29 protein-coding genes and 1 pseudogene are annotated in these 24569 nt (G+C 29.3%); 27 read left to right on the top strand and 3 right to left on the bottom strand.

All coding sequences use genetic code 11. The annotated features are described in order from the left end of the window. The first annotated feature begins 201 nt into the window (after positions 1 to 201). From CUEA01_RS25085 to CUEA01_RS01085, 21 genes and pseudogenes are all read left to right on the top strand, one after another. The gene (locus CUEA01_RS25085) at positions 202 to 1182 is read left to right on the top strand and encodes an effector binding domain-containing protein (RefSeq protein ID WP_234117311.1); all 981 of its coding nucleotides are present in this window, start codon (positions 202 to 204) and stop codon (positions 1180 to 1182) included. A gap of 329 nt (positions 1183 to 1511) precedes the next feature. Beyond that, complete coding sequence (locus CUEA01_RS01170; protein WP_234117310.1) at positions 1512 to 1988, top strand: glutathione peroxidase; 477 nt, start codon at positions 1512 to 1514, stop codon at positions 1986 to 1988. Between the two features lie 487 nt (positions 1989 to 2475). Beyond that, positions 2476 to 2802 (top strand): hypothetical protein, encoded by a 327-nt coding sequence (locus CUEA01_RS01165; RefSeq protein WP_234117309.1) that lies wholly within the window; start codon positions 2476 to 2478, stop codon positions 2800 to 2802. Beyond that, entirely contained in the window at positions 2792 to 2983 is a 192-nt protein-coding gene (locus CUEA01_RS01160) for a hypothetical protein (protein WP_234117308.1), read from the top strand. The genes CUEA01_RS01165 and CUEA01_RS01160 overlap by 11 nt, the downstream gene beginning before the upstream one ends. Next, positions 2980 to 3177 carry a hypothetical protein gene (locus CUEA01_RS01155; protein ID WP_234117307.1) on the top strand — a complete coding sequence of 66 codons (198 nt, stop codon included), beginning with the start codon at positions 2980 to 2982 and terminating at the stop codon, positions 3175 to 3177. Before CUEA01_RS01160 ends, CUEA01_RS01155 begins: the two co-directional genes overlap by 4 nt. A 54-nt stretch (positions 3178 to 3231) precedes the next feature. Then, on the top strand, positions 3232 to 3885 hold the full coding sequence (locus CUEA01_RS01150; RefSeq protein WP_234117306.1) for a CatB-related O-acetyltransferase: 654 nt from the start codon (positions 3232 to 3234) through the stop codon (positions 3883 to 3885). A 34-nt stretch (positions 3886 to 3919) separates the two neighbouring features. Beyond that, entirely contained in the window at positions 3920 to 4024 is a 105-nt protein-coding gene (locus CUEA01_RS25080; protein WP_329603938.1) for a hypothetical protein, read from the top strand. Between the two features lie 79 nt (positions 4025 to 4103). Next, positions 4104 to 4919 carry a hypothetical protein gene (locus CUEA01_RS01145; RefSeq protein ID WP_234117305.1) on the top strand — a complete coding sequence of 272 codons (816 nt, stop codon included), beginning with the start codon at positions 4104 to 4106 and terminating at the stop codon, positions 4917 to 4919. A 142-nt stretch (positions 4920 to 5061) separates the two neighbouring features. Continuing rightward, the gene (locus tag CUEA01_RS01140; RefSeq protein WP_234117304.1) at positions 5062 to 5763 is read left to right on the top strand and encodes a LytR/AlgR family response regulator transcription factor; all 702 of its coding nucleotides are present in this window, start codon (positions 5062 to 5064) and stop codon (positions 5761 to 5763) included. A 14-nt stretch (positions 5764 to 5777) separates the two neighbouring features. Next, positions 5778 to 7085, top strand: a complete 1308-nt coding sequence (locus tag CUEA01_RS01135; protein ID WP_234117303.1) for a sensor histidine kinase — start codon at positions 5778 to 5780, stop codon at positions 7083 to 7085. A 10-nt stretch (positions 7086 to 7095) separates the two neighbouring features. Beyond that, positions 7096 to 7887, top strand: a complete 792-nt coding sequence (locus CUEA01_RS01130) for a YhfC family glutamic-type intramembrane protease (protein ID WP_234117302.1) — start codon at positions 7096 to 7098, stop codon at positions 7885 to 7887. Between the two features lie 49 nt (positions 7888 to 7936). After that, complete coding sequence (locus tag CUEA01_RS01125) at positions 7937 to 8326, top strand: DUF3887 domain-containing protein (protein ID WP_234117301.1); 390 nt, start codon at positions 7937 to 7939, stop codon at positions 8324 to 8326. Positions 8327 to 8348: 22 nt separating this feature from the next. Continuing rightward, the gene (locus CUEA01_RS01120) at positions 8349 to 8678 is read left to right on the top strand and encodes an SdpI family protein (RefSeq protein WP_234117300.1); all 330 of its coding nucleotides are present in this window, start codon (positions 8349 to 8351) and stop codon (positions 8676 to 8678) included. 469 nt (positions 8679 to 9147) lie between these two features. Then, entirely contained in the window at positions 9148 to 9738 is a 591-nt protein-coding gene (locus CUEA01_RS01115) for a DJ-1/PfpI family protein (RefSeq protein WP_234117299.1), read from the top strand. A gap of 389 nt (positions 9739 to 10127) precedes the next feature. Continuing rightward, positions 10128 to 10418 carry a CD3324 family protein gene (locus tag CUEA01_RS01110; protein WP_234117298.1) on the top strand — a complete coding sequence of 97 codons (291 nt, stop codon included), beginning with the start codon at positions 10128 to 10130 and terminating at the stop codon, positions 10416 to 10418. Between the two features lie 198 nt (positions 10419 to 10616). After that, complete coding sequence (locus tag CUEA01_RS24815; protein WP_268906132.1) at positions 10617 to 10739, top strand: hypothetical protein; 123 nt, start codon at positions 10617 to 10619, stop codon at positions 10737 to 10739. A 205-nt stretch (positions 10740 to 10944) separates the two neighbouring features. Then, the gene (locus CUEA01_RS01105) at positions 10945 to 12255 is read left to right on the top strand and encodes a radical SAM protein (protein ID WP_234117297.1); all 1311 of its coding nucleotides are present in this window, start codon (positions 10945 to 10947) and stop codon (positions 12253 to 12255) included. Positions 12256 to 12308: 53 nt separating this feature from the next. Further along, positions 12309 to 13394 (top strand): radical SAM/SPASM domain-containing protein, encoded by a 1086-nt coding sequence (locus CUEA01_RS01100; RefSeq protein WP_234117296.1) that lies wholly within the window; start codon positions 12309 to 12311, stop codon positions 13392 to 13394. Positions 13395 to 13536: 142 nt separating this feature from the next. After that, a pseudogene (locus CUEA01_RS01095) lies at positions 13537 to 13866 on the top strand (DUF5680 domain-containing protein); the annotation flags it as partial. A 158-nt stretch (positions 13867 to 14024) separates the two neighbouring features. Next, a complete protein-coding gene (locus CUEA01_RS01090) occupies positions 14025 to 14891 on the top strand; it encodes a methionyl aminopeptidase (protein ID WP_234117294.1) in 867 nt (288 codons plus the stop codon). Between the two features lie 117 nt (positions 14892 to 15008). After that, positions 15009 to 16727: a sensor domain-containing diguanylate cyclase gene (locus CUEA01_RS01085; RefSeq protein WP_234117293.1), complete on the top strand. Its 1719-nt coding sequence runs from the start codon at positions 15009 to 15011 to the stop codon at positions 16725 to 16727. Positions 16728 to 16764: 37 nt separating this feature from the next. Here CUEA01_RS01085 and CUEA01_RS01080 read toward each other — a convergent pair whose 3' ends face one another. Together CUEA01_RS01080 and CUEA01_RS01075 are read right to left on the bottom strand one after the other, a co-directional pair. Next, the gene (locus CUEA01_RS01080) at positions 16765 to 18132 is read right to left on the bottom strand and encodes a DHA2 family efflux MFS transporter permease subunit (protein WP_268906167.1); all 1368 of its coding nucleotides are present in this window, start codon (positions 18130 to 18132) and stop codon (positions 16765 to 16767) included. Positions 18133 to 18298: 166 nt separating this feature from the next. After that, positions 18299 to 18883, bottom strand: a complete 585-nt coding sequence (locus CUEA01_RS01075) for a TetR/AcrR family transcriptional regulator (RefSeq protein ID WP_234117291.1) — start codon at positions 18881 to 18883, stop codon at positions 18299 to 18301. A gap of 229 nt (positions 18884 to 19112) precedes the next feature. Between CUEA01_RS01075 and CUEA01_RS01070 the strand changes: the two genes are divergently transcribed. The 4 genes from CUEA01_RS01070 (at position 19113) to CUEA01_RS01055 (ending at position 22618) form a co-directional block, all read left to right on the top strand. Next, the gene (locus CUEA01_RS01070; protein ID WP_234117290.1) at positions 19113 to 19592 is read left to right on the top strand and encodes a PTS sugar transporter subunit IIA; all 480 of its coding nucleotides are present in this window, start codon (positions 19113 to 19115) and stop codon (positions 19590 to 19592) included. 372 nt (positions 19593 to 19964) lie between these two features. Further along, positions 19965 to 21251 (top strand): histidine--tRNA ligase, encoded by a 1287-nt coding sequence (hisS, locus tag CUEA01_RS01065; protein WP_234117289.1) that lies wholly within the window; start codon positions 19965 to 19967, stop codon positions 21249 to 21251. 107 nt (positions 21252 to 21358) lie between these two features. Continuing rightward, the gene (locus CUEA01_RS01060; protein ID WP_234117288.1) at positions 21359 to 21874 is read left to right on the top strand and encodes a GNAT family N-acetyltransferase; all 516 of its coding nucleotides are present in this window, start codon (positions 21359 to 21361) and stop codon (positions 21872 to 21874) included. Positions 21875 to 22015: 141 nt separating this feature from the next. Beyond that, the gene (locus tag CUEA01_RS01055) at positions 22016 to 22618 is read left to right on the top strand and encodes a chorismate mutase (protein WP_234117287.1); all 603 of its coding nucleotides are present in this window, start codon (positions 22016 to 22018) and stop codon (positions 22616 to 22618) included. Positions 22619 to 22914: 296 nt separating this feature from the next. Here CUEA01_RS01055 and CUEA01_RS01050 read toward each other — a convergent pair whose 3' ends face one another. Further along, positions 22915 to 23271 carry a winged helix-turn-helix transcriptional regulator gene (locus tag CUEA01_RS01050; RefSeq protein ID WP_407929202.1) on the bottom strand — a complete coding sequence of 119 codons (357 nt, stop codon included), beginning with the start codon at positions 23269 to 23271 and terminating at the stop codon, positions 22915 to 22917. 117 nt (positions 23272 to 23388) lie between these two features. Here CUEA01_RS01050 and CUEA01_RS01045 point away from each other — a divergent pair, with 117 nt between their 5' ends. Both CUEA01_RS01045 and CUEA01_RS01040 read left to right on the top strand, forming a co-directional pair. Next, on the top strand, positions 23389 to 23784 hold the full coding sequence (locus tag CUEA01_RS01045; protein ID WP_234117286.1) for a pyridoxamine 5'-phosphate oxidase family protein: 396 nt from the start codon (positions 23389 to 23391) through the stop codon (positions 23782 to 23784). A 457-nt stretch (positions 23785 to 24241) separates the two neighbouring features. After that, positions 24242 to 24487 carry a hypothetical protein gene (locus CUEA01_RS01040; protein WP_234117285.1) on the top strand — a complete coding sequence of 82 codons (246 nt, stop codon included), beginning with the start codon at positions 24242 to 24244 and terminating at the stop codon, positions 24485 to 24487. The last annotated feature ends 82 nt before the right edge of the window (positions 24488 to 24569 follow it).

The following is a 24569-nucleotide window of genomic DNA, read 5'->3' as shown; positions in this document are numbered from 1 at the left end:
TTTACATAAGCAGAGCGAAAGGTAAATTATCCTTCATTGTGAATTGTGCATCGTGAACTGTGAATTGAAAAGTATTGCAGTTAGGATAAACTTGGAATTTGCAATTTTCAGGCTCCAAGGTGTTCATCTATAATAAAATAATAGTTGACTTTGACGTCGTGTCGTAATTTATAATCGTCATTGAAAGGGGGGAGCTAACTCGTGAAATTAGAAACCATAAGTGAAGTATCAAAAAAATTTAGCGTATCCACAAGAACTCTTAGGTACTATGAGAAGATAGGACTTATGGAGAGTGTTAAGAAGGATGGATATGCATATAGGACCTATGATGAAAGTGCAATAATAAGGCTGCAGCAAATTATTGTTTTGAGAAAGCTTCGAATACCATTAAAAGAAATAAGCTTAATCTTGGAAAGTGAAAGGGCTTCTACGGCTGTAGAAATTTTTCAAAATAAACTTAATGAAATTTCTAATGAAGTCTCTTCACTATCAACAATAAAATTAGTTTTGGAAGAGTTAAGTGCCCACCTTAGGGAAAATTCTGGGGTTGAGGTTAGTAAGAGAATAATGAATAATGAAGAGATATTAAAAATCGTTGATTCGCTAACCGTGACCAAGATTAATTTTAAGGAGGATGTATCAATGAACGATTTAAATCATGCAGACGAAAAATTATCAAAGTTAAAGGATGCAAGAATAGTGTATTTACCACCAGCTACTGTTGCAGCGGTAGGAAATGTAGGTGGATGCCCTTCATCTGAGGATATAACAGCAGAGGAAGTAAATAAGTTTATAAAGAATACTGGGTTAGCAAAATTAAAGCCAGATTTTAGGCATTATGGTTTTAATCATCCGAGCGGCGGTCAACATGGTTATGAAAGATGGATTACAATTCCAGATGACATGGAGGTTAAAGAACCTTTCATAAAGAAAAAATTTGAAGGTGGACTTTATGCAGCTCATACAATAAGAATGGGCAATTTTGATGAATGGCAACTTATAAATGATTGGGTAGAAAATAATGATGAATATGAAAAAAACTTCGTGGCAAATTCTAAAGATGGAGATGAATGCTTAGAAGAGCATTTAAATTATATAAATCTTTATGATAAGACTTCAGAGGAGCTTACTAAAATGCAACTTGATTTGCTTATCCCTATTAAACCAAAGTACAAAGTATAAAGTACAGAGTACAAAGAAGGATGATTTACCTTTCCTTACGTCAGGCAAATCTTAAACTTAAATGTTGTCGGCTTTGCTGAGCAACACTAACACTGCGATTGCTTAAGCAATCAAAAATAAGTTTTAAGGTTTTCTGTAGCAAAGCGAAAAGAAAATCATCCTTCTTTATACTTTGTACTCTGTACTTTGGAAAGGGTTCTCAATATTTAAGTATTGACAATTAAGTTTAAAGAATATAAAATAAAATTATCAAATATATTTTGCACAATTAAATTTTGAACAATATAATAAAATATAAATAAATTTTATTAATATGGAGGTAAATCGATATGAATTTTTATGATTTTTCAGCAAAAAAAATGGACGGACAAGAAACTAAAATGGAGGAATACAAGGGAAAGGTAGTTTTAGTTGTAAATACTGCAAGTAAGTGTGGTTTAACACCTCAATTTAAGGAACTAGAAGAATTATATAAGGAATATAAAGATAGAGGTTTTGAAATATTAGGATTTCCTTGCAATCAGTTTGCTCATCAAGATCCAGGAACAAATGAAGAAATAAGTAAGTTTTGTTTAATAAACTATGGAGTCAGCTTTACAATGTTTGAAAAGATAGATGTAAATGGGGCAGAAGCACATCCATTATATAAATATTTGAAAAATGAAACTAAGGGTGTTTTAGGAAATGAAATAAAATGGAATTTTACTAAGTTCTTAATAGATTCAGAAGGAAATGTAGTAAATAGATATGCACCAATAACAGTTCCATCAAAAATAAAAGAAGATATTAATAAATTGCTGAAATAGTAGGAGTTACTTTGGAGCTAGGGAGGCTACACTAAATTATTTTATACGCAAATCTTAAATATTACGAATTAAATCAATTCACAATTCACGATGCACAATTCACAATGAAGGATGATTTTCTGTAGCAAAGCTACAGAAAACCTTAAATTTAATTTTTTTATTGTTTTCGCAATAGCATCATTTATGGTGCTAAGCGAAGGTTATAATATTTAAGTTTAAGATTTACCTGACGAAGGGAAGGCAAATCATCATTCATTGTGCATTGTGAACTGTGAATTGTGCATTGATTAAATTACTTCGCAATAATTATAAGTTACGTATTAAATAATCTTAGTGTGACAATCCCTAGTTTTTTATTGTTGATTAATAAAATGACTTAAGTAACTTTATCAATTACCTGTGATACTAGGATAAGTATATAATGAGTTATAAAATAGGCTTAATAATAGGAATAACTTAGGATATATTTACATGGGGGTATTTGAAGATGAAACAATTATTAGCCTTAGTAAAAACTAATTTAAAAGTTAGACATAATTTAGCCTTTGGAGAAAAAGGCGAAGAAAGTATGAAAAAAAGTACTGGTATGGTTCTTTTAGTAGTTTTTCTCATAGCTTCTATTGAGTTTTCTGTAATAAATGGATTTGATATTTTAAAGGCTCAAAATAAGCAAGAGCTAATTTTTAAAGTAATTATAAATTTGGAATTAGTTTTTATATCAATTTATTCTTTTAAAAATATATTAAATACGTGTTATCTGGCTAGTGATTGGCGATATTATAGTAATTGGATTGAGCCTTGGAATGCTAAATAGTAATGTATGGATTAAAGCTATTGCTTTTATGGGTACTACTATTTTTAGCTTACTAGGGTCTTATTTAATTGGTGGAAATGTATATTTCACAATTATGAAAAGTGACACTAAAATAATAGAGCAAGATATTAGTAAATATAAATTTAATGAAAAAAATATTGTTATCTCCAATATTATATGAAGATTTATATTCCAATTACAATAATAACTATATTAGATTATGCATATTTATTTACTACAATTGCAATTAAATTTAAGAATGAAGAATGGCTGACATTTGTATTTTTTATGCTTATAAGTGTTGTGTGGTGCGTTATCGATATAGGCATATTAAAGAAAATAACAAGTTCAACTTTTTTGCAGAAGCGTTTGTGAACTAGGTAAAGATATGGTGTTAAACTATAATATTCATAAAGGGAGTTGAAAATTATGAATAAAAAACCTAACACTGAAAAGATTTATCCTAGAACAAAGGATTTTACTACAGTTTACTTAAAAAATGTAATCACTAAGCCCAATATAACTGTTGGCGATTTTACAATGTATAATGATTTTTATAATGATCCAAAAGATTTCGAAAAAAATAATGTCTTATATCACTATCCCTATGTTAATAATGATAAGCTTATAATTGGAAAGTTTTGTTCTATTGCTTGCAATGCTAAATTTATTTTTAATTCTGCAAATCATACCTTAAAGTCATTGTCCACATATCCATTTCCAATTTTTGATGAAGAATGGGATAGTTCAATGAAGATTACCGAAGCTTGGGACAATAAAGGTGACATTGTAATTGGAAATGATGTTTGGATTGGATTTGATGCAGTTATTATGTCTGGAGTCCATATTGGAGATGGAGCTATCATTGGAACTAGAGCATTGGTAACTAAGGATGTACCTCCATATTCTATAGTTGGTGGGGTGCCGGCAAAAATTATAAGAAAGAGATTTAACGATTCAATTATAAATGATTTAATTAAAATTAATTGGTGGGATTGGGATATTAAAAAAATATCTGGAAAATTAAATGATATTAGAAGTGGAAATATAGAGGCTTTGAAGGGAAGAGGAGCGAAAAAATAGATGCGTAGGTTCTGCCGAAGCATCTTATGAATATTTGTTTCCAAAAGAAGGTTATGATTTAACAGTTGATACTTTTGCATCATCAGCAAAAGAATGTTCGTTACAGATTTTAGGTGCTATGGATTATTTTGACATTTGATATTGATATTGATATAATTTTATTGAACAGTGTTTAATAAGATATTGATGTTTAATTAAAGCGGGTTGATGGAGGTTATATGAGAAAAAAACAATTTTTTAAAATATTAATTGTTAGTTTTTTGGCTATAATGATTCGCGGAATGTTTCAGCTAATAATACCACAAGAAAAGTCATATTTTAAGCCGAGTATATTTGTAGCGAGTGGAGTGGCATTACTTGTGCTTATTATTTATGGTACAGTTTTATATATGGCTCTTTCATATGTATTTTTATTAGTTGAAAAAGAAATTAGTGGGAGTCCAATAGTTAGAGGACTTAAATATGGTGGAATGTTTGCGCTTATGTGGATTGCATATCTTTATGAACCCTTGCCCAATAATTCGATTATTGACATGATTTATTATCCAATTATTGATGGTTCAGTTATAGTGATATTAGGTTTTCTTTTAGGTAAGTTTATAGCGAAGAAAGAAGTTTATATTAAAGAGAGCTCAAGAAGAATATCTGTATTAAATATTATAATTATAACACTTATTTTTTTGGTTGGAAGGTTAGCTGAATATAAAGTATTTAATGTATTTTCTCAATTAGATAAAAGATTAGGTGCTACATTAATTTGGGTTATTGCAGTTGGGATAGTTATTGGTTTTATCTTTGAAGGCTTAGGAAAAACTGCAAGAAGTAAGAGTAAAATAATGAATTGTATAATGTTTGGTGGTGTTATTTTTGGTGTTAATCTATTTTTCTTTAACTTTTTTATTGTAGTTATTGCTAAAGTAGATATTGTTGATTTGCTTTTGAGGACAATTTTAGATATTGTATGGGTAATCATAGGTGCTTATGTGAGCTCATGCCTATCAGAATATTTAGATAAGGTATATTTTAAAGAGTGAAGCTAAACTTTACTCTTTTTTTTATGTATTTTATGTATCAAAAACTGTATATCATGCAGTAAGTATTGAGATGGAAGTTTTAGGGATATATAATTAAGATACCTAGGAAAGTAAAAATTAAATTTACTGGTGGAGAGAAAATATGATTAATATTGCAATATGTGATGATGATAAGAAAGTTTTAGATCAAATAAAAAAATATATTGAAGAATATGAAAAAGACAAATGTGAGGTGAAAACTTATAGTTCAGGAGAAGAACTTTTAAAAGGAAAGCTTAAATTTGAAATTATATTCTTGGATATTGATATGACTGGTATTGACGGAATTGAAACGGCAAAGCGAATAAGAAATTATGATAAAGGAGTAAAAATAATTTATGTTACAAGTTTTACTGATTACACAAATATGGCTTTTGAAGTTCATGCTTTTGGGTATTTAAATAAGCCAATAAAAAAAGAACAGATATATAAGCAGTTATGTGAAGCTACTGCATATTCAAAGGAAGAAAAGAAAGATGAAGGTATTGAATTTATAACTTTAGATGGAGTTGTAAGATTAAATCCAAAGCAAATATATTATTTTGAGTATGTAAATAGAAGTGTAAAAATAAAAACTTTGGACAGAACTTATATGATAAAAGAAAAAATAGCTTCGGTTGCAAGTAGAATAGAGAAATTCGGATTTTTAATGCCGCATAAGAGTTTTACAGTAAATTTATTCCATATAAGAAATATAAAGGGCTATGACATTTTTATGATGGATGGAAGTATAATACCTCTTTCACAGAAAAAATCCGCAGAGTTTAGAGAACAATTTAATATATTTTTAGAAAAGCATATTTAGGGGTGAAGACACTTATGTTAAATGATTCAATAACTATATTAGGACAGACAATATCCATTATATTAGGATTGTTTTCAATTTATATAATTTTCTATTTTATGGGCAGCTTAGAAAGAAATCTTTATCATAAAAAGTATGTTTATGTGCTTGGATATATATTTTTTACATTAGCAGTTTTTGCAGCAGGGGTTTTTCACAGTCAGTTTATTGCATTTCTCATAAATGTAATTGCAACAGTTATAGCTGGACATTTTCTTTACAACGATAAAAAGATATATTTATTTTATTACAGTATCTTTATTGTTATTTTAGGATGTTTTCAGATAGTAGTAGGTTTTTTATTTGGGCAGGTTTGTCAGCTATTTAATATTAATTTCTACAGTTTGGATATATTCGTTATAACAGATTCTATAATTATACAGCTTTCAAATCTTAGTGCCGCAAGGCTAGGTATAGTTTTTTATAAAAGGAAAAAGATAGAAAGGATAACAACGGTTCAATTTTTTAACTTTTTGATACTGCCTATATTTAGTATTTTTTATATTACTACTTTGCTTATGTATGCACAAACTTATATATCCTTGGAAGATACAATTTTAATTGTTGTAAATATAGCATCAATCATTGCTTTAAATGTATATATAACAAATATTTTTGAGGCAATATCCAATAATAATAAATTAAAAAATGAATTGATGCTTTATAATGAACAAGCTAAAATGCAATACGAATATTATAACAATTTGGATACAAAGTATAAGAATTCTAGAAAAATTATTCATGATATAAAAAATCATATGAATGCAATAGAAGAATTATATGAGCAAAGAGAAACTGAAAAGGCTAAAAATTACGCTGAAGATATGTATAAAATGTTTGATAAATTTGTTCAAAAATATTATACAAGCAATAAGGTTCTAAATATAATCATAAATGATAAGCTTTCAAAAGCTGAACAATTGGGCGTAGGCATAAATTGTAAAATAGGAGACGTAAATTTAGAATTTATAAAGGATATAGATTTGACTACAATATTTTCTAATCTTTTGGACAATGCTATTGAAGGAACTAAAACTGCGGCAGAAAATAAAAATATATCTTTAAAGGTAGATAAATTTAATGAATTTATAGTGATAAACTTGATTAATCCAACAGATAAAGAGCCTATACAGGAAAAGAAAGGTTTTAAGTCTACAAAAAAGCATCACAAGGGGCTTGGCTTGGAGAATGTAAGAATGGCTTTAAATAAATATGAAGGGAATATGAGGATAGAATATAAAGATAAAATCTTTAAAGTTAATATAGTTATTCCTGTAAGTTAGGAGTGATAATGTGAACAATTGTCTCATAATTATATGTCTTATTATAGACATCTTAATTTGTTTTGGAATTCCATTAGGCTATCTTATTTATATTATAGTTAACAAAAGGCAAAATATAAAATTCTATTTTGTTGGTGTTTGTGCTTTTACTATATCTCAAGTGTTTTTAAGGCTGCCAATATTAAATAAAGTGCTACCGAATATGACTTGGTTTATTACCATGGAGAATTTTTACCCAATAATTTATTGTATATTTTGTGGAATTACTGCTGGATTATTTGAGGAAACTGCCAGATTTATAGGGTTTAAAGCAATTATTAAAGGTAAAGGCAAGGTGGATTGGAGTAGTGGAATTGCTTTTGGAATTGGACATGGTGGAATAGAAGCTATACTTATAACTGGCTTTAGCTGCATAACTGAATTAATTAAGGTTATTAATTCTAATGTAGACTTAGGTAGTTCAGTTACAGTTATAAATGCATTAATGCCAGGAATTGAAAGATTACTTGCTATGACTGTTCATGTTGGTTTAACCTTATTAGTTTTGTATGGAATAAAGGTGAAGGCTAAGATATATTTATTGTTAGCAATATTTATTCATGCAGTAATAGATTCTTTTTCAGGAATTATACCAGCATTAGGTTTTAACATTTATTTAGTTGAAGTTTGGTGTGCAATTTGGGCTATTGGACTTTTAATTTTTGCGGTGAAAGCTAAAAAATTATATAAAGATAAACCGTGTGAAACTTCAAAATTAATTTGTATCAAAATGCCATCTTCTGGGCATTATGATGCAAAGTGATTTTGGTAGTTGAAATGGTTTATCTATATGAGGGAGATGGAGTTTTACAATGAAAAAACTATTTAAATTTTTAGCAATATCTTTCTGCATAATGATGTTAGGGGGATGTGGAGCTGCTAAACTAAGCAGTAATTATAGTGAAACTAAGTTAAAGGCTGCAACACAAAAGGTTGTGGATAATTTTAATAATGGAAAATACGATGATATTATTGCTGGAATGAGCCAAAAGCTTAAAGGAGGAATAACAGGAGATAAGTTAAAAGAAGCATGGACAGGACTTGGGGAGCTTGGCAAGTACAATTCTATATCAAAAATGATATTTCAAGAGGTCAAGGGAGATGCTGTAGTTGTGGCAGTTGTTAAGTATGATAATAAAAAGGTTCAGCTTACATTATCGTATAATAAAAGTATGGAGTTAGAAGGAATTTATATTAAATAGCTAAATTTGAGGAGGTGTTTTCATGTTATACGAACTTGGAATGCTATTTGCAATTGGCGGATTGATATTTAAAATATTTCCTCCTAAAAAGATAAATGGTGTATACGGATATCGAACAAATACTTCAATGAAAAATCAAGATACCTGGAAGGTGGCTCAAAAGTATTCGGCTAATAGCATGATAATACTGGGCATAGTTTGTATTGTATTAGGATTTATATTGAATCAACTGATTAAAAATGTTAATATTGGATACCAAGGTATAATAGTTTTGATAGGTGTGATTGCAATGCTTATTTTGGATGAAGTGCATTTGAAAAAAGTTTTTAATAAGGATGGAAGCAGGAAATAAGGAAAGTTCTATTATAAAAATTCTTTCCATTGATACAATTATCCATTACGTGCGATAATTAGTTACAGATAAGGATGCTTCAAAAAAATTATCAGGTAGACGTCACTTGGTATAAATAATTTTAAATTGAAGCTATTTATCTCATTGATAAACCTCTTCAACTATTAAAACTTAAGTGTACCATAATGCCTTAATACGTGGCGTTTTAGTACAATTAAATTTTAAGTTTCAGAGGGTTTATCTCAGAACCGGTTACTTTAGTGAAAGGGGATGATTCTATTGAAAATTACTAGGAGGTGGCTTTTAGTCTAGTAAATAGACTAATTGACCATCGGTAAGGAGGAGGCACTGTTATCAGTGCCTCCTTTAATTAATGTGATTTCTTTAGAAAATGCAGCGAAGTTTCAGAGGGTTCGATGCTCGCTGAAATATTATTATATAGATATAGTATATTTAGAGGTGAAGTATAGTGAAAAAAGCAGCTGTAATGATTTATCCTGAGTTTTGTATGCAAGAAATTAGTTGTTTAACAGAATTGTTTAAATTCTATGACAAGGAAATAACTGTTTTTGCTTCATCCATTAATCCAATAAATAGCGAAGATGGGTTTACAATTTTACCACATAAGACATTTCTGGAGTTTAAGAGAGAAGAATATGATTGCATTATTATGCCTGGAATTTGGGATTTCCATGAGGCACTTGGTGATGATAAAAATATTGAATTTTTAAGATCTTTTCAAAATGATAAAGACATTATAATTGCTAGTATATCAAGTTCACCAATTTTGCTTGCTAAAGCAGGAATTTTAAATAATCATAAATATTGTAGTGGTTTATTCGAAGAGATAATAGATGAATTTGATTTTATACCTAGGGAAAATATCGTAAGGAAACCAGTTTGTGTAGATGGAAATTTAGTTACGGCAATTGGTTTCGCATTTAGAGAATTTGCTGTAGAGGTTGCAAAAAAAGTTGGTATAGAATGCGGCGATAAGATATTTCAAGGGGTAACAAAGGAATACACAGAGAAAGAATTAACCTTTCATGTGCTAAATTGACATAAAATACAATTTATTATAAAATTAACTTGTAAAAAAATTCAGATGAAGGAGGATTTTAAAAGTGATTATTTTAAATGTTTATTTAGAGGTACTTGTTAAATAACTGAATAATTTCGAAGGCAGTGTGCGTTTTTATTTGAAAAAATGAGGGTTTAATACCTTTTATTTATCGTGCTTTCGAAAAGCAAATTAATAACCGTCATCTGAAAAAAATAAAAGAATTTAAAGTTATCAGAATGCACGAAGTTATCGTGTTTTTTTTATACTTAAAATTCCGCGGATGGGTTGTGTGTCCGCGGAATTTTTATATTTATAGGAGGTGTTTATGATGGAAAATTCCAAAGCTTTATTAATGAATATCGAGAGTAAACAGGAGGAATTTGATATTGTGTTACAAAAATGGAAAGGATCTTTTGCCAGAGACTCTTTTAAAGGAGCTTCAAAAGTATGTTCAAGGAGAACTTATATATATTCCTAAAAACGAAGGCAGAAAAGCGTGGGGAGAAAGTAATGGCACTCGCAGAGCGATTAGAGAAAGAAATTTAGAAATATATAATAAATATAAGGAAGGAATAAAACCTACAAAGCTTTCAAATGAATATAGTCTTTCAGAAGATAGCATCAGAAAAATTATTTTTAAAATGAATAAGGAAAACTTAAATAAGGTATTTAAATAATCAATTTTGTTTATAGAGGTAAGTAATGTTATATTTTTAACAAGTAAACCAAATAACATATGATCTGATAATATATAGATGTGTATTGTTAAAAATATGTAAAAAAAAGCTTGTACATCTGTAAAAAAAAGAGTATACTTACAGTAAAATAAATACATAAATGTATTTATTTTATCAAAAGGGAAAGGGAGGTGAGTAATGATGAATGAATTAGATTTTGAATTTGAAGAAATAGAAGAATCTTTTCTTATGAATGTTGATGCTGCTGCTCGTGACAATGAAGGTTCTGAAGGAAGGTCAACAGTTAATATATTTTGCTAAATAAAAATTTAACAGTTGCATCATCTACAAATACAAGATAGAGTACACAGGTGTTGACTGAATACTCATAATCTGAAACGCCCTTTGTTTAAACAAAGATTAACACCTGTATACTTGTCTATAATTACTAACAATACTTTAAAAGCTAACTACTTTAATTAAATTTTGTGCCTTGAGCACAGTGAAAGGAGTTAAAGTTATTATTATGAAAAAAATAATAGCCTGGGATATTACAGCTAAATGTAACTTAAGATGTAAGCATTGTTATAATTGGAGTCTAGTTGAAGATAAAAAATATACTACCGAAATGAATTTACAAGATTGCTTTAAATTTATTGATAAACTGCCTTATCAAGCTCATTTACATTTATTGGGTGGGGAACCTTTAATGAAAGATGGCTTTTTAGATATAGTAGATTATTTGACTAAGAAAGAAATTACATATTCTATGGTTACTAATGGATTGCTGTTAGATGATACTATATCTGATAGTATAATCAAAAGTAATGTTACTAGTATTACTTTTAGCTTGGACGGACCAGATGCAATTACACATGAAAAAATTAGAGGAAAAAATACATTCTTTAGATCATTAAATAATTTAATAAATTTTAAAGAAAAAGTGAAAAAATTAAATAGTAAAATAACCATTAGTGTAAATTTTACAATAAACAAATTTAATTATATGATTATAGATAAATTTTTTAAATTAGACATAAAAAATTTAATATTTAATAGGGTATCAGAGGAAGGAAATGCTATAAATAATAACCTGTCAATTTTAGATGATGAATGGGTTCAAGCCTGTGAACAAATTGCTTTAAATACTGTTAAATATAATAGTAATACTGAGATTTTTGCAAAACCGCTTTTATTGTCATATTTAAATACCAAATATAATTTAAATTTTGCAATAGATACAGCAGAATGTGGAATAAAAAACGGCAATATATCTATGTATATCAAGAACGACGGAACCGTTTACCCGTGTAATAAATGGTATAAAATTGATGAAGTGTGCAAGAATTATAAAAAGGAACATATATCAAGTATGTGCAGAGATGAAATTGAACTATATTCAAATAATAATTCAATTTATAAAGATGTACTAAACTTTAGTGAAAAAGTTGAACAATATAGAGATGAATTTTGTATATCTTGCAAATTAAAAAAATATTGTCATGGTTGCATATTAGATTTTTATAAGAATGGAAAATTTATAAGTAATGTAGGTGAGTGTGAAGTTGCAGCACAAAAAATTGAAAATTATAAAAATACTCTGCATCCAATAGAAGCATATAAAATTAGAGAAGCCTTACTCATAGAGTTAAATGATAATACTGTGGTTGTTAAAGATATTGCGTTAAATAAAAAAGTAATACTAAAAAATAGAATGAAAGATTTATTTTTGGATATGTACAATAATAATACTAATAATTTTTATAAATATAGAAATTTAAAAAATGATTATATATATGAGTTAAAAAAATTACATATTATCGAGAGTAATTTGTAAAAAATTAAGTTTCCAACGATGAGACATATCAGAAGAGGGGGGAAGGATTTTTTATGAAAAATATGCTAAAAAAATTCATAAAAAATAGTATTAATTCATACTATAGCTATTTCTATGTTCAATGGCATTTAACAAGCTTGTGCACAGAAAATTGTAATCACTGCTATTTGGATAAAAATAAAGCTATCAATAACGTATTTGATTTAAAAAAAAGTATTGATATTATAGATCAGATATATGAGATAAGTTCTAGACTCAAGTTACAACCATATATAGCTTTTACAGGGGGAGATCCATTATTATATACTGATTTGTTTAAATTAATAAATTATGCTCATGATAAAAATATAATTATAACAATTAAAGGTAATCCTAGACTTTTAAATAATGATATTATAGTTAAGCTTAAAAATTTAGGAGTCCATCAATATAATTTGAGTATTGATGGACTAAAACAGACTCATGATTATATTCGTAGCAAAGGGAGTTTTGATATAACGATACAAAAATTAAAAGATTTAAAACGTTCTGGAATTATAACATTAGTAAAATATACCGTGAGTAAGATTAATTCTAGTGAAATGAATAGTGTTATGAACTACTTGGCTGAATGTGGAGTTGATTATTTTGATTTTGCTAGATTTTGCCCAAATTCAAGTAGTGATTACAAATATATGTTCACGCCTGAAGAGTATCATAAATTTTTATTAAGTACATTGAAAAATTATCAAAATTTAAAAGTTAAAGGTTATAAAATGACACTTCTGTTTAGAGACCATCTTTGGATTCCACTATTAGATGAACTAGGAATACTAAATGGTTATGAAATCAATAATTCCAGAATAAATTATGGTTGTAGTATTGGAAATAATAATTGTTTTGTTATCAACTATAATGGTGATATACTTCCTTGTGCAAAGTTAGATGATTATTTTATAGGTAATATTCTTAAGGATAATATTTTTAATATTCTTCAGTCAGAAAATTATAAGAAATTATCTGAATTATCGTCATATAAAGGATGTTATGGATGTCATTTAGTTTCATTATGCAGGGGATGCCCAGCTATAAGTAAGGCTATATCAAATGATTTGTTTTCAAAAGATGCACAATGTTGGATAAAGAAGGTCCAAGCATGAACTTATTATTTAAAAATTATAGGTTAATTTTTATTGCAACTCTTAGTTGACAATTCTGTTATACTTAGTTGGTAGAAGTAATGTAATATTAATAGTATACTGGTCTTAGAGGTGAAAAAAGTGAGTTTTCAAAAGCAGTTACAAACACATTGATACATATTTGGGCGGAGAAAGGTTTGTAGGGGAAGAAGCTTTATGGAAAAATGACGTTCCTTTTTGGTCAATGAATTATTCAGGAAGAATTTTAAACGATGAATTTTCAGGAAACTTTTTAAAGGAAGCATTAAGGTTAGTGGAAAAAGAAAATCCTTACCGTGGGCCGATTATTTATCAAAAAGGCCAGTACAAATACCACTGTATTATCAATGGGGATTTTAAATGGTTCCAAGGATATGAAGAAATTTATTTCAATAATAATAAAACGAAAGAGGGTGAAAATAGAGAACAGAGAACAGAGTACAGAGTACAGTGAAGGTTAATTTTCTGCTAAATCGGAAAATTTTAAAACTTAATGGGCTATCGCCCAAACCTAATAGTATTAGGACTTATGTTTTAAAATTTATCCGACGTAAGGAGGATAATTATCCTTCGTTGTACTCTGTACTCTGTACTTTGTACTCTGAATAGGTTATGACTTCAAGAAATGAATTATGTTGGTGTAAAAGTGGACTAAAATATAAAAAGTGTCATTTAGAATTTGATGAGAAATTAAAAAAATTAAAAAGGGAGGGGCATATTGTACCTCCAAGAAATATCATAAAAAACAAGGAACAAATTGAAGGAATAAGAAAAAGTGCAAAGATTAATAATGGACTCTTAGATTTAGTTAGTAAAAATATTAGACAGGGAATGAATACAGAGGAGATAGATAAATTAGCTTATGATTATACTGTTTCCAATGGTGGAATTCCAGCTACGCTTAATTATGAAGGGTTTCCAAAGAGCCTTTGTACATCAGTAAATGATGAGGTGTGCCATGGAATACCAAGTGAAGATGTGATACTTAAAAATGGTGATATTGTAAATGTAGATGTGACAACTATATTAAATGGATATTATTCAGATGCATCTAGAATGTTTATGATTGGTGAGGTAAGTGAAGAAGCTAGAAAGCTAGTTGAAGTAACCAGGGAATGTTTAAGAAGGGGTGTAGAAGCTGTTAAGCCATGGGGGTTTTTAGGAGATATAGGAGCGGCAGTTCAGGAATATGCTGAGAGTAATGGATATTCGGTTGTTAGAGAATTTGGAGGCCATGGTGTTGGATTAGATATCCATGAGGAGCCTTTTGTTTGTCATGCAGGGGAAAGAGGAACGGGCATGGTTTTAGTACCAGGTATGGTGATTACAGTTGAACCTATGATAAATGCTGGAAGTGATGAAATATTTATAGATGATAGAGATGGATGGACTGTACGTACTGCAGATGGCTCTCTTTCAGCTCAGTGGGAGCATACAATTCTTGTAACAGAAGAAGGAGTGGAAATAATTTCAGCATAAGTTATTTTCGCATGCTATTTGTAAATAGAATAATAGGAATATAAAATGAGAAACTTGCTAATTTAACATGAATATAATAATATTTTATTATGATGCATTGTTAATTGGAGGTAGCACATGAAAAAATTTGTTTTGCCTATTATTCTTATAATTTTATTAGTAGGAGTGTATCCTGCTTTTAGTGAAATGAATACCTGTGAAAGTGCAAATGCAGTTAAAGGTACTTTGAATTTAAAAAATTATAATTTTGAAAGAAATGGAAGCTTAAATATTCAAGGACAATGGGAAATATATATAAATAAACTTCTTAATCCTGAGCAAGTAAAGCTCCAAAAAGCTAATCGATATTTAAACATACCCAGTAAATTAACAAATCAATTAAATGGAAAAAATACTGGTTATATGACAATGCACTTAAAGATATTTCTTCCGAAGGGAATTGTTTATGGTATTAGACTTGAAAGTACGTTATCCGCATCAAAAATTTGGGTTAATGGAATTTTACAAGCACAAGTAGGACAAGTCGGTAAAAGTTATGAAGAAGAAAAGTCTATATATTTACCAAGCTATTTATATTTTACGGCACCAAATGGAGTAGCCGATATAGTGATTCAGACATCTAATTACAGAATAATATATCCTGTGTTAAAGTCTATGAAGCTTGGGCTTAAAGATAAAATTATGAATATGTTTATAATAAGTGCAAGCATAGATTTAATAATAGTAGGAGGATTATTCATTATTGAACTAATATCTTTATGCTTGTATTCAAAATTTAAGGATAATAAATCTTTTTTATATTTTTCCGTATTATGTGTTTTTACACAGTTAAGATGTCTGTTTCTAAATGAAAGAATAATCGAGCATCTTTTCCCTAATATGCCTTTTGAGTTGCTTAGTAAAACAGCAGCTATAACATATTATTTATACATACCCATATATGTTTTATTTTTAAAAGAGTTATTTCCGGATTTGCCTAAAAAAATACTTAAGGCTGCTTTATATTTTTCAATAATATTTACTATTATATGTACAATAACTAATAATACATTTTATGATAGATTGGGTTTTTTAGGCGAGGCTGCTTTATTTATTATATTACTAAGCCTACTAATCTTTTTAATAAAAAAAGTAAAGTGTAAGGAGGAAAACAGTCTTATTTCACTTACAGCTTTTATAGTATTGGTGCTGGCATCATTAAACGATATACTTGTAAGCAATGGAATGATATTTGGAAGATACGGTTTTCAAGTAGGTATGTTTATATTTGTATTTTTAGAAACATACATTATTATAAGGAAATATTCTAATGAAATAATTAATATAGAAAAGTTAAAAATAGAAAAGCAAATCATATATGAAAGGTCAATCAGAGATGATCTTACAGGCTTGTACAAAAGAAATTATATTGACAAGGTATTAGACAGGGCTATGGTAGGATACATGGAAAAAGATGAAAAATTTAGTGTTATAATGTTTGATATTGATTATTTTAAAAAGATTAATGATAATTACGGACATTTAATCGGAGATGATGTTTTGGTTGTAGTTAGCAATATAATAAAGAAGAATATAAGGAAGACGGATTATGCTGGTAGGTATGGTGGAGAGGAATTTATTATTATCATGCCAAATACAGATGAGCAAGTGGCAAAAGAAATAGCAGAAAAAATTAGAATTAATATTGATACATATACTTGGGAAAATGGAATGAAGGTTACTATAAGCGGTGGAATATATGAGAATAAAGTAAGTATGAATAGCGAATGTATAAAAAATGCTGATAACTTGTTATATGAAGCTAAGGAGAATGGAAGAAATAGAATTGTAGGATAAACATAGCCAAATGCATTTTGTATGCATTTGGCTATGTTTATTTCACTGAATTTTTAATATTGCTTTTTGAAGCAAGTTTTAAGGACAATATAAAGCCAACTGCCATGAGTACAGCTGCGACTTCAACAGAATGATTAAAACCATTGAATATAGCTTTTGTAGCATTATGTGAAGTTTGTAAATAACTATTTTGAAAAGCTGTCATAATGCCAACAAATAAAGCTGAACCTAAAGCGCCAGCAAGCTGCATTGCAGTGTTTACTATTGCAACGCCATCTGGATTATTTTTGGCTGGCAATTGACTAAGAGCAGTTGTTTGAGTAGGTGACATAGTCATGGATTGCCCTACCATTATTAAGCAGTACATAATAGTAATTTGTAATATAGGTGTTGAAGGGGTAGAACGAGATAATAAAAAAGTAAAAACTAAAATTATTGCGAAACCAACTGGAATTAATATTTTGCCGCCTTTTTTATCAAAAATAATACCATTAAGTGGAGTTAAAATAACGCCAATGAGAATTCCAGGTAATAAAACAAGTGCAGAGGTAAATGATGATGTTTTTAAGCCGTTTTGCATAAGCAAGGGTATTATCATATTCATTGAAAATTGAAACATTTGTATTATCATAATTATAAATACGCCCATTGTAAATATAGCATGCTTAAAGGATCTTATTTCTAAGATTGGTTGTTTTAAAGATAATTGACGTTTGCCATAAATGGTTAGAGATATTAGTCCAATTGCTAAAATTACAATAGTAGAAGATAAAGCTGAAGTACTTGCTGAACTTATTGCATATATAATTCCTGCAAAACCTATAGAGGATAAGACTATAGATAAAAAATCAATTTTAGGTTTTGTTATTTCAGAGGTATTTTCTAAAAACATAAAACCGCCAACTATGCAAATAACTATAAATGGAATTAGCAACATAAATAGTACATGCCATGAAAAAGATTGTAGTAAAAATCCAGAAACAGTTGGACCGAGTGCGGGACCTAATGTGAGTACAGAAATACATAAACCCATTACTGAACCATGCTTTTCTTTTGGAGTTACAACTAAAGCAGAATTCATCATAATAGGGACAAGCATACCAGCACCTAAAGCTTGAATTAATCTTGAGAGTAATAGCAGCGCAAATGAATTAGAAAATACGGCACATATAGTTCCGAGTAAAAATAATACCATTGCACTTATATATAGTTGTTTTGTTGTAAAAGTGTGCATGAGAAAAGCTGTAATTGGTACAAGAACGCCAACAACCAATACATATCCTGTTGCAAGCCATTGAGCTGTTATAGCTGATATATGCATTTCAGACATAAGTTTTGAAAGCGCTACATTCAATATAGTTTCATTAAACATTCCTATGAAACACCCGAAAAGTAGTACAAACATTATAGGCTTTGTATTATATTGCACTGTCTTCTTTTCCTGGGGTTGAAAATTTTGGTTAAGCATAAATAAGTCTCCTTTTTAGTGAAATTCAATTAACTCCGAATTACTTGAATTTTAAATTATATAGACCAGTTGTTATAATAGTTTCAGAATAACTTTAGGCAAGCTATTCTTTGCGTAGATAACTCTTTAATAAAATTTCTATTTGATTGCTAACTGTTAAAAGTGCATCAGGGCTTTTTTCAGTAACGGACACTGTTATAGCTCCTTCAATCAAAATTTGAATAAATTTACCCAATTCATTTGCAGTATCTTTAGGCAATCCGCTTTCAAGTAATTTTTCAGTATATATATTTTGTAGGCTTAAGAAAGCTTCACAGCAGGCAATTCTAAGTATTTCACTAGAAGAGTAAGTTTCTAAAGCTATTAAGCTTAAGGACATATCTTGAAGCTCATTAGTTTCTTTTAAATCTCTCGTTATATTTTTAATAAGAGCTTGTATAGCTTGGATAGGATTGCTGTGACTATTTAATGTGATTTTTAATCTACTGGATATAGCTTGTTTTGCTAATTTAATAGCTTCTAAAGCTAATTCTTCTTTTCCATTAGGAAAATAGTAATATAAAGAGCCTTTTGGTGCACCGCTCTCTTTTAAAATTTCATTTAGCCCTGTGGCAGCATAGCCTTTTGTTTGAAAAAGATTTGAAGCTGCTAGAAGTATTTTTTCTTTTGAATTAGTTTTACTATTCATAGAGTATAAATCCTTTCATGAAAAATATATAGTGACTGGTCTATATGTAATTATACAAGTGTTTTTTTTAGAATGTCAAGGAAAAGGTGTATTTAAATCAGAATATGGGTATAAAATTACATATATACCAAAAGGCATTTTGGTTGTTAATTTAAAAATAACTGTAAAAAATATAGTATATGGTGTAAAATATAATATAAATGAGGAGTTTTGTTGGGAGGGTATGGCTATGAATAATTATGTAGAAGATAAGTATGAGTTAGTTTCTCCAATAGAGGGTAAAATCATAAGTTTATCAGAGGTTCCGGATAAAGTATTTACTGACATATTATCAAAGTCTGGAGCTGCTGTAGACTCAACTGGAGATGTTGTAGTTTCACCAGCGGATGGAGAATTAACATTGGTATTTAAGGAACAACATGCATTTGGAATAACTTTAGACAATGGTGCTGAAGTTATAGTACACATAGGAATTAATACTGTGGAGCTTAATGGTGAAGGCTTTCAGTTACTTAAAGAAGAGGGAAAAAGGGTTAAAAAGGGTGAACCAATAATTAAATTTGATAGGAAGGCTATAGAGAACAAAGGATATTCACTTATTGTTCCAGTTATAATAGCTAATTTAGATAAGGTACATGATATAAAATTTGTGCGTGGAGCCAGTGTGAAAGCTGGAAAGGATACTATTTATACATATAAAATAGATTAATATTATTTTTAATTTATAGTGGTATTGAAAATAAAGCATCAATAATGTATAATAAACCTAATATTAGGTCTAGGAGGATTATTATGATTTCATTTAAAATTAAAGTAACAACTTTAATACATCATCACTAGGGAGGGCTTGTGTCTCGATAAAGTAATCGTAGGTACAGGTCTAATGAACGTTAGAGGCTTGTATCTACCTGGTGATTATGGAAATGAGTCATAATTTAGATAACCATGCAGGTACGTATAAGCTTGCATGGTTTTTGTATTTTAAAAATAGCTAAACTTACTAAAGGAAGCTATGTTTTAAATAAGTGTGAAAATCAACATTTATTTAAAACATAGCCCCAAAATATAAGGAGTGTTAAAAATGAGTAATAAAATAAAACCTTCAATTTTACCAGGCTTTATGGAGCTTTTACCAAATGAACAATTAATATTTAATGATATAGTTTCAAAAATTACAGGTGTATACGAGGAAAATGGTTTTTTACCTATGGATACTCCAATAATTGAAAAAGAAGAGGTTTTACTTGCAAAATCAGCAGGTGAAACTGAAAAACAAGTATACAGGCTTACAAAGGGAGATAAAAATTTAGCTTTAAGATTTGACCTTACTGTTCCTTTTGCTAGGTTTGCAGCTCAGTATATGAATGATTTGACTTTTCCTTTTAAGAGATATCAGCTTGGAAAGGTATATAGAGGGGAAAGAAATCAAAAAGGACGCTATAGGGAATTTTATCAGTGCGATGTTGACATAGTTGGAAATGGCAAGCTAAGTATAAAAAATGATGCACTTGTAGTAGCCATGGCATCAAGAGCTCTCAAGAAAATAGGTTTAGATACTTACAAACTTCAAATAAGCAATAGAAAAATATTAAGTGGCTTTTTAACTTCACTTGGCATAGAAAATATGCAGGAAGTAATGACACTTATAGATAAATATGAAAAAATCACTAGAGAAGAATTCCTAGAAGGTTTAGAAAAACTTGTTGGAAAAGAAAACAGTGAAGCTATAAACAATATAATGGGAATACAGGGCTCTAATGATGAGATTATAGAACAACTTAAAGCAATTAGTGTAGAAAATGAAGTCTTTAAGATGGGGATAGAAGAAATAGAAGAAGTTAAGAATTATTTAAATATATTTGGAGTAGAGGACAAAGAATTTTCAATAGATCTCAAGATTATAAGAGGTCTTGATTATTATACTGGAACTGTATTTGAAACAATATTGAAGGGAAATGAATCTTATGGTTCGGTTTGTTCCGGTGGTAGATATGATAACTTAGCACAAAACTATACAGACAGCGTGCTTCCAGGTGTAGGTATGTCTATTGGAATAACAAGATTATTCTTTGTATTAAAAGAAATTGGCTTTATAGATAAATATGAACACAATACTTCGACAGAATATTTGATTATTCCTGTTGGAGATACAATTCCTTACTGCGCTAAAGTGTGCAAAAAACTTCAAGAAAAAGGCTCTAAGGCAGAAATATATTTAGAAGATGACAAGCTTAAAAAGAAAATGTCTTATGCAAATAAGCTTAACATAAAGAAAGTTGTAATTATCGGCGAAGATGAAGTTAATAGCGGAGAGATTGTTGTAAAAGACATGGCAACAGGAGAACAAGAAAAAATAAAAATGGAATAATTGAGTTCACGAAACGTAATAAAAGAGGCTGTCACACTAGGATTATTTATAATTTGTTTATAAAATAATTTTGTGCGACAGCCCCTGTATTTTAAGGGGGTATTATGATGATATTATTAGTAAAACCATCTATGGAATATAAGAATCAGGTTTTACAATACAAAAGTGAATTCATACAAAATGGTGATGATTTAGCTGGCACATCATATTTGGAAGAGTATGATGTCTATGAAGAATGGATGAAATTTGTACTTGATAATGAAAATGAGAGTACAAAGCATACTGAAGTAACTGCAAGTGTGTTTTTGGCGATTAGGGAAGAAGATAATAAATTAGTCGGTATTATAAATATTAGGCATGAGTTAAATGAGTATTTATATAATTACGGAGGACATATTGGATATAGTGTGAGAAAAGATGAGCGCAGGAAAGGTTATGCTAAGGAAATGTTAAAAGTTTCCTTGAAGGAATGTAGTAAGCTTGGCATGAGCAAAGTTTTACTTACATGCGATGTTAATAATATTGCTTCTGCTAAAACTATAAAAGCTTGTGGTGGAATATTAGAAAATGAAGTTTTTAAGGATGGGGAAGTAATCCAGAGATATTGGATTTTCATAAAATAAGAGGGAAAATGAAAATAGTATATTAATACAGAACTTAGAAAAACCTTGGGGAATTTAAAATCATTAGGAGGATAGTTGAAGTGACATGAATTTGTGATATATAATGGAATATATATAAAAAGTATTTTAAGGAGGTATATTATGGAACGATTGCCATTTAAGAGACCGACTGAATATTATGATGAAAAAATTAAACAAGTAGATGAAAAAATTTGTGAACTAATAAGCAAGCGCAAAGAAATTTCAAAGGATAATCCAGGTTATCCACCTTTTGAGTACATAGCTAATTGGGCAGAAAAATTTGATTTATACGAGGATTTCTTAAAATCACTATTTGGCGCACTTATGAATGAAAAAAGGTATAAGCCATTAGTTAAGCCAGAAGGTTTTCAAAAGAATTTATTAGCACTAAAATATGTAGAAGTAGAAAATCGTCTTTTTTCAGTCCATTATATTCACCAGTATTCTAATGCGAGTGTTGTAAGCTTTAATGCAGATTGGGATAGTACAGGCGAAGCTTTAGAACATTCTACTAGAAGGCACATTAGTTATGAAATGTTTATTGATGAGCAGCATGATTGTCGAATGTTAAATGGATCAGGTGGAAGCGGGTATTTTCATTATAATTTTATTGTGTCACCGGCACTTCCAGACGATATCTCTGGCATTGAACTTGTTTTTAAAGAATTAGAGCATCCACTTAGGGATGAAGGCGTAGGCAAGAGTATTGTAATACGGCTATAATACTTTTACAAAAAATAAAGATTGCGAATTAAATCAATTCACAATTCACGATGCACAATTCACAATTAAGGTGGATTTTCTGTAGCAAAGCTACAGAAAATCTTATAACTTATTTTTTTATTGCTTACGCAATAGCACCATTTATGGTGCTAAGCGAAGCTTATAATTTAAGATTTGCCTGACAAAAGGAAGGCAAATCAACCTTCATTGTGCATTGTGAACTGTGAATTGTGAATTGATTAAATTAGTTCGCAATAATTTTAAATTATGAATGAAAGTTAAGTAATATACTGGATTTATCCTTTGTCCTTTGTAATTGTCTTTATATATTTTTCTCCCCATACTTTAAGACTATCTAAAACTATAGAAAAGTCTTCCCCCATTTCGCTGAGTTTATATTCTACTTTTGGGGGAACTTCAGGGTAGACAGTTCTAATAATCATTTTATATTGTTCTAATGTACGCAGTTGTTTTGTAAGTGTTGCTTGTGTAATATCTGGCATTAATTTTTGAAGTTCATTAAATCTACGAGTGCCTCCATTTAAGTGATGCAAAATTATAAGAGCCCATTTCCCAGATAGTATTTTTTGAGCTGTTGCATAAGGGCATTTACCAAATAATTCTTCTTGTGTTAGCATAAGTTCTCCTTTCATAGTATCTTTTAAGATACTAACTATTATAAAAAATCGTACTTTAAAAAAATTATGTAAGGAAATATAATATATGTGTAATCTATTATATCACGTATGCGGTGAAAGGAAGTTATGAACATGGAAGAAGTATTAAATTATTTAAAAGAAAATCCAACATTTTATATTGCAACAGTGGAGGGAGATCAGCCAAGAGTACGTCCATTTGGAGCAGTAGCTGAGTTTGAAGGGAAATTATACATTTGTACTAATAATACTAAAAAAGTTTTCAAACAAATAGAAAAAAATTCCAAGGTTGAAATTTCTGCAGTGGGTAAGGATGGAAGCTGGCTTCGTTTAGAAGCGAAATGTATTGCTGATGAAAGAAAAGAAGCAAAGGAAAAAATGCTTGCTGATAATCCAGGATTAAAGAATATGTATTCGGTAGATGATGGCATATTTGAAGTCCTTTATTTAAAGGATGCTACTGCAACTTTTGCAAGTATGAAAGGTGAACCCAAGGTAGTTAAATTCTAATAAGATTGACTAGGGGCTATCGCACAAAATTAGTTTATACACAAATCTTAAATATTACGAACCTTTTGCCAAAGTACAAAGCACAAAGTACAGAGTACAAAGAAGGATGATTTGCCTTTCCTTACGTCAGGTAAATCTTAAACTTAGCTGTTGTTAGCTTCGCCAACAACAGTAATAACGCAATTGCGTAAGCAATCAAAAATAAGTTATAAGATTTTCTGTAGCAAAGTGGAAGAAAATCATCCTTCTTTGTACTTTATACTTTGTACTCTGTACTCTGTACTTTGGTTTAATGCTTCGCAATAATTTTAAGTTATCTATTAAACAATTTAATGCGACAACCTCTTTATTTGTATATTTTTTACATATTATTTGTTTAAATATTATATAAATGGTTAAATTAATTACTGATGATACAAATTTATTGTGAATATACCTCTTTTCCATGTATCTAAATATGAGTGGATTGCAAGGAAATATCGGCAGGAAAAGAGGTGGTAGAATGAATTACCCCTTTTTTGCGTTAATAGTTCTATGTATAACTGCTCTGTCAATTGTAGCGATGCTTCTTGCTTTTTGCTATAAGCAGGAGAAAAGTGTTGCTATGATTAGTAAAGCAAGAGCTAGTGAGAACGGGATTTCAACTGAGTTAGAATTAAATATAGATGAGAAAGAAAAAACCAAAAAAGAAAATAACAAGTAGCTCTGCAAAGCTACTTGTTAAGTAAATAATCTACAATTTGCAATTATTAAGCTGATTACAAACTTTGCAATCTACTCACCTT

It is taken from the genome of Clostridium hydrogenum, assembly GCF_021432385.1.
Lineage (GTDB): Bacteria > Bacillota > Clostridia > Clostridiales > Clostridiaceae > Clostridium_S > Clostridium_S hydrogenum.
The sequence above is the reverse complement of the archived record's forward strand: the minus strand, read 5'-3'. Positions and strand labels throughout refer to the sequence as shown.

What these genes read in the sequence shown, in the direction of transcription:
- CUEA01_RS01040 (WP_234117285.1), top strand. Translation starts at nt 24,242, where the DNA reads ATGAGTGGATTGCAAGGAAATATCGGCAGGAAAAGAGGTGGTAGAATG.
- CUEA01_RS01045 (WP_234117286.1), top strand. Translation starts at nt 23,389, where the DNA reads ATGGAAGAAGTATTAAATTATTTAAAAGAAAATCCAACATTTTATATT.
- CUEA01_RS01170 (WP_234117310.1), top strand. Translation starts at nt 1,512, where the DNA reads ATGAATTTTTATGATTTTTCAGCAAAAAAAATGGACGGACAAGAAACT.
- CUEA01_RS01145 (WP_234117305.1), top strand. Translation starts at nt 4,104, where the DNA reads ATGAGAAAAAAACAATTTTTTAAAATATTAATTGTTAGTTTTTTGGCT.
- hisS (WP_234117289.1), top strand. Translation starts at nt 19,965, where the DNA reads ATGAGTAATAAAATAAAACCTTCAATTTTACCAGGCTTTATGGAGCTT.
- CUEA01_RS01135 (WP_234117303.1), top strand. Translation starts at nt 5,778, where the DNA reads ATGTTAAATGATTCAATAACTATATTAGGACAGACAATATCCATTATA.
- CUEA01_RS01090 (WP_234117294.1), top strand. Translation starts at nt 14,025, where the DNA reads ATGACTTCAAGAAATGAATTATGTTGGTGTAAAAGTGGACTAAAATAT.
- CUEA01_RS01120 (WP_234117300.1), top strand. Translation starts at nt 8,349, where the DNA reads ATGTTATACGAACTTGGAATGCTATTTGCAATTGGCGGATTGATATTT.
- CUEA01_RS01085 (WP_234117293.1), top strand. Translation starts at nt 15,009, where the DNA reads ATGAAAAAATTTGTTTTGCCTATTATTCTTATAATTTTATTAGTAGGA.
- CUEA01_RS01160 (WP_234117308.1), top strand. Translation starts at nt 2,792, where the DNA reads ATGCTAAATAGTAATGTATGGATTAAAGCTATTGCTTTTATGGGTACT.
- CUEA01_RS01080 (WP_268906167.1), bottom strand. Translation starts at nt 18,132, where the DNA reads ATGTTTGTACTACTTTTCGGGTGTTTCATAGGAATGTTTAATGAAACT.
- CUEA01_RS01070 (WP_234117290.1), top strand. Translation starts at nt 19,113, where the DNA reads ATGAATAATTATGTAGAAGATAAGTATGAGTTAGTTTCTCCAATAGAG.
- CUEA01_RS01125 (WP_234117301.1), top strand. Translation starts at nt 7,937, where the DNA reads ATGAAAAAACTATTTAAATTTTTAGCAATATCTTTCTGCATAATGATG.
- CUEA01_RS01155 (WP_234117307.1), top strand. Translation starts at nt 2,980, where the DNA reads ATGAAGATTTATATTCCAATTACAATAATAACTATATTAGATTATGCA.
- CUEA01_RS24815 (WP_268906132.1), top strand. Translation starts at nt 10,617, where the DNA reads ATGATGAATGAATTAGATTTTGAATTTGAAGAAATAGAAGAATCTTTT.
- CUEA01_RS01150 (WP_234117306.1), top strand. Translation starts at nt 3,232, where the DNA reads ATGAATAAAAAACCTAACACTGAAAAGATTTATCCTAGAACAAAGGAT.
- CUEA01_RS01165 (WP_234117309.1), top strand. Translation starts at nt 2,476, where the DNA reads ATGAAACAATTATTAGCCTTAGTAAAAACTAATTTAAAAGTTAGACAT.
- CUEA01_RS01050 (WP_407929202.1), bottom strand. Translation starts at nt 23,271, where the DNA reads ATGAAAGGAGAACTTATGCTAACACAAGAAGAATTATTTGGTAAATGC.
- CUEA01_RS01100 (WP_234117296.1), top strand. Translation starts at nt 12,309, where the DNA reads ATGAAAAATATGCTAAAAAAATTCATAAAAAATAGTATTAATTCATAC.
- CUEA01_RS01060 (WP_234117288.1), top strand. Translation starts at nt 21,359, where the DNA reads ATGATATTATTAGTAAAACCATCTATGGAATATAAGAATCAGGTTTTA.
- CUEA01_RS01055 (WP_234117287.1), top strand. Translation starts at nt 22,016, where the DNA reads ATGGAACGATTGCCATTTAAGAGACCGACTGAATATTATGATGAAAAA.
- CUEA01_RS01105 (WP_234117297.1), top strand. Translation starts at nt 10,945, where the DNA reads ATGAAAAAAATAATAGCCTGGGATATTACAGCTAAATGTAACTTAAGA.
- CUEA01_RS01075 (WP_234117291.1), bottom strand. Translation starts at nt 18,883, where the DNA reads ATGAATAGTAAAACTAATTCAAAAGAAAAAATACTTCTAGCAGCTTCA.
- CUEA01_RS01140 (WP_234117304.1), top strand. Translation starts at nt 5,062, where the DNA reads ATGATTAATATTGCAATATGTGATGATGATAAGAAAGTTTTAGATCAA.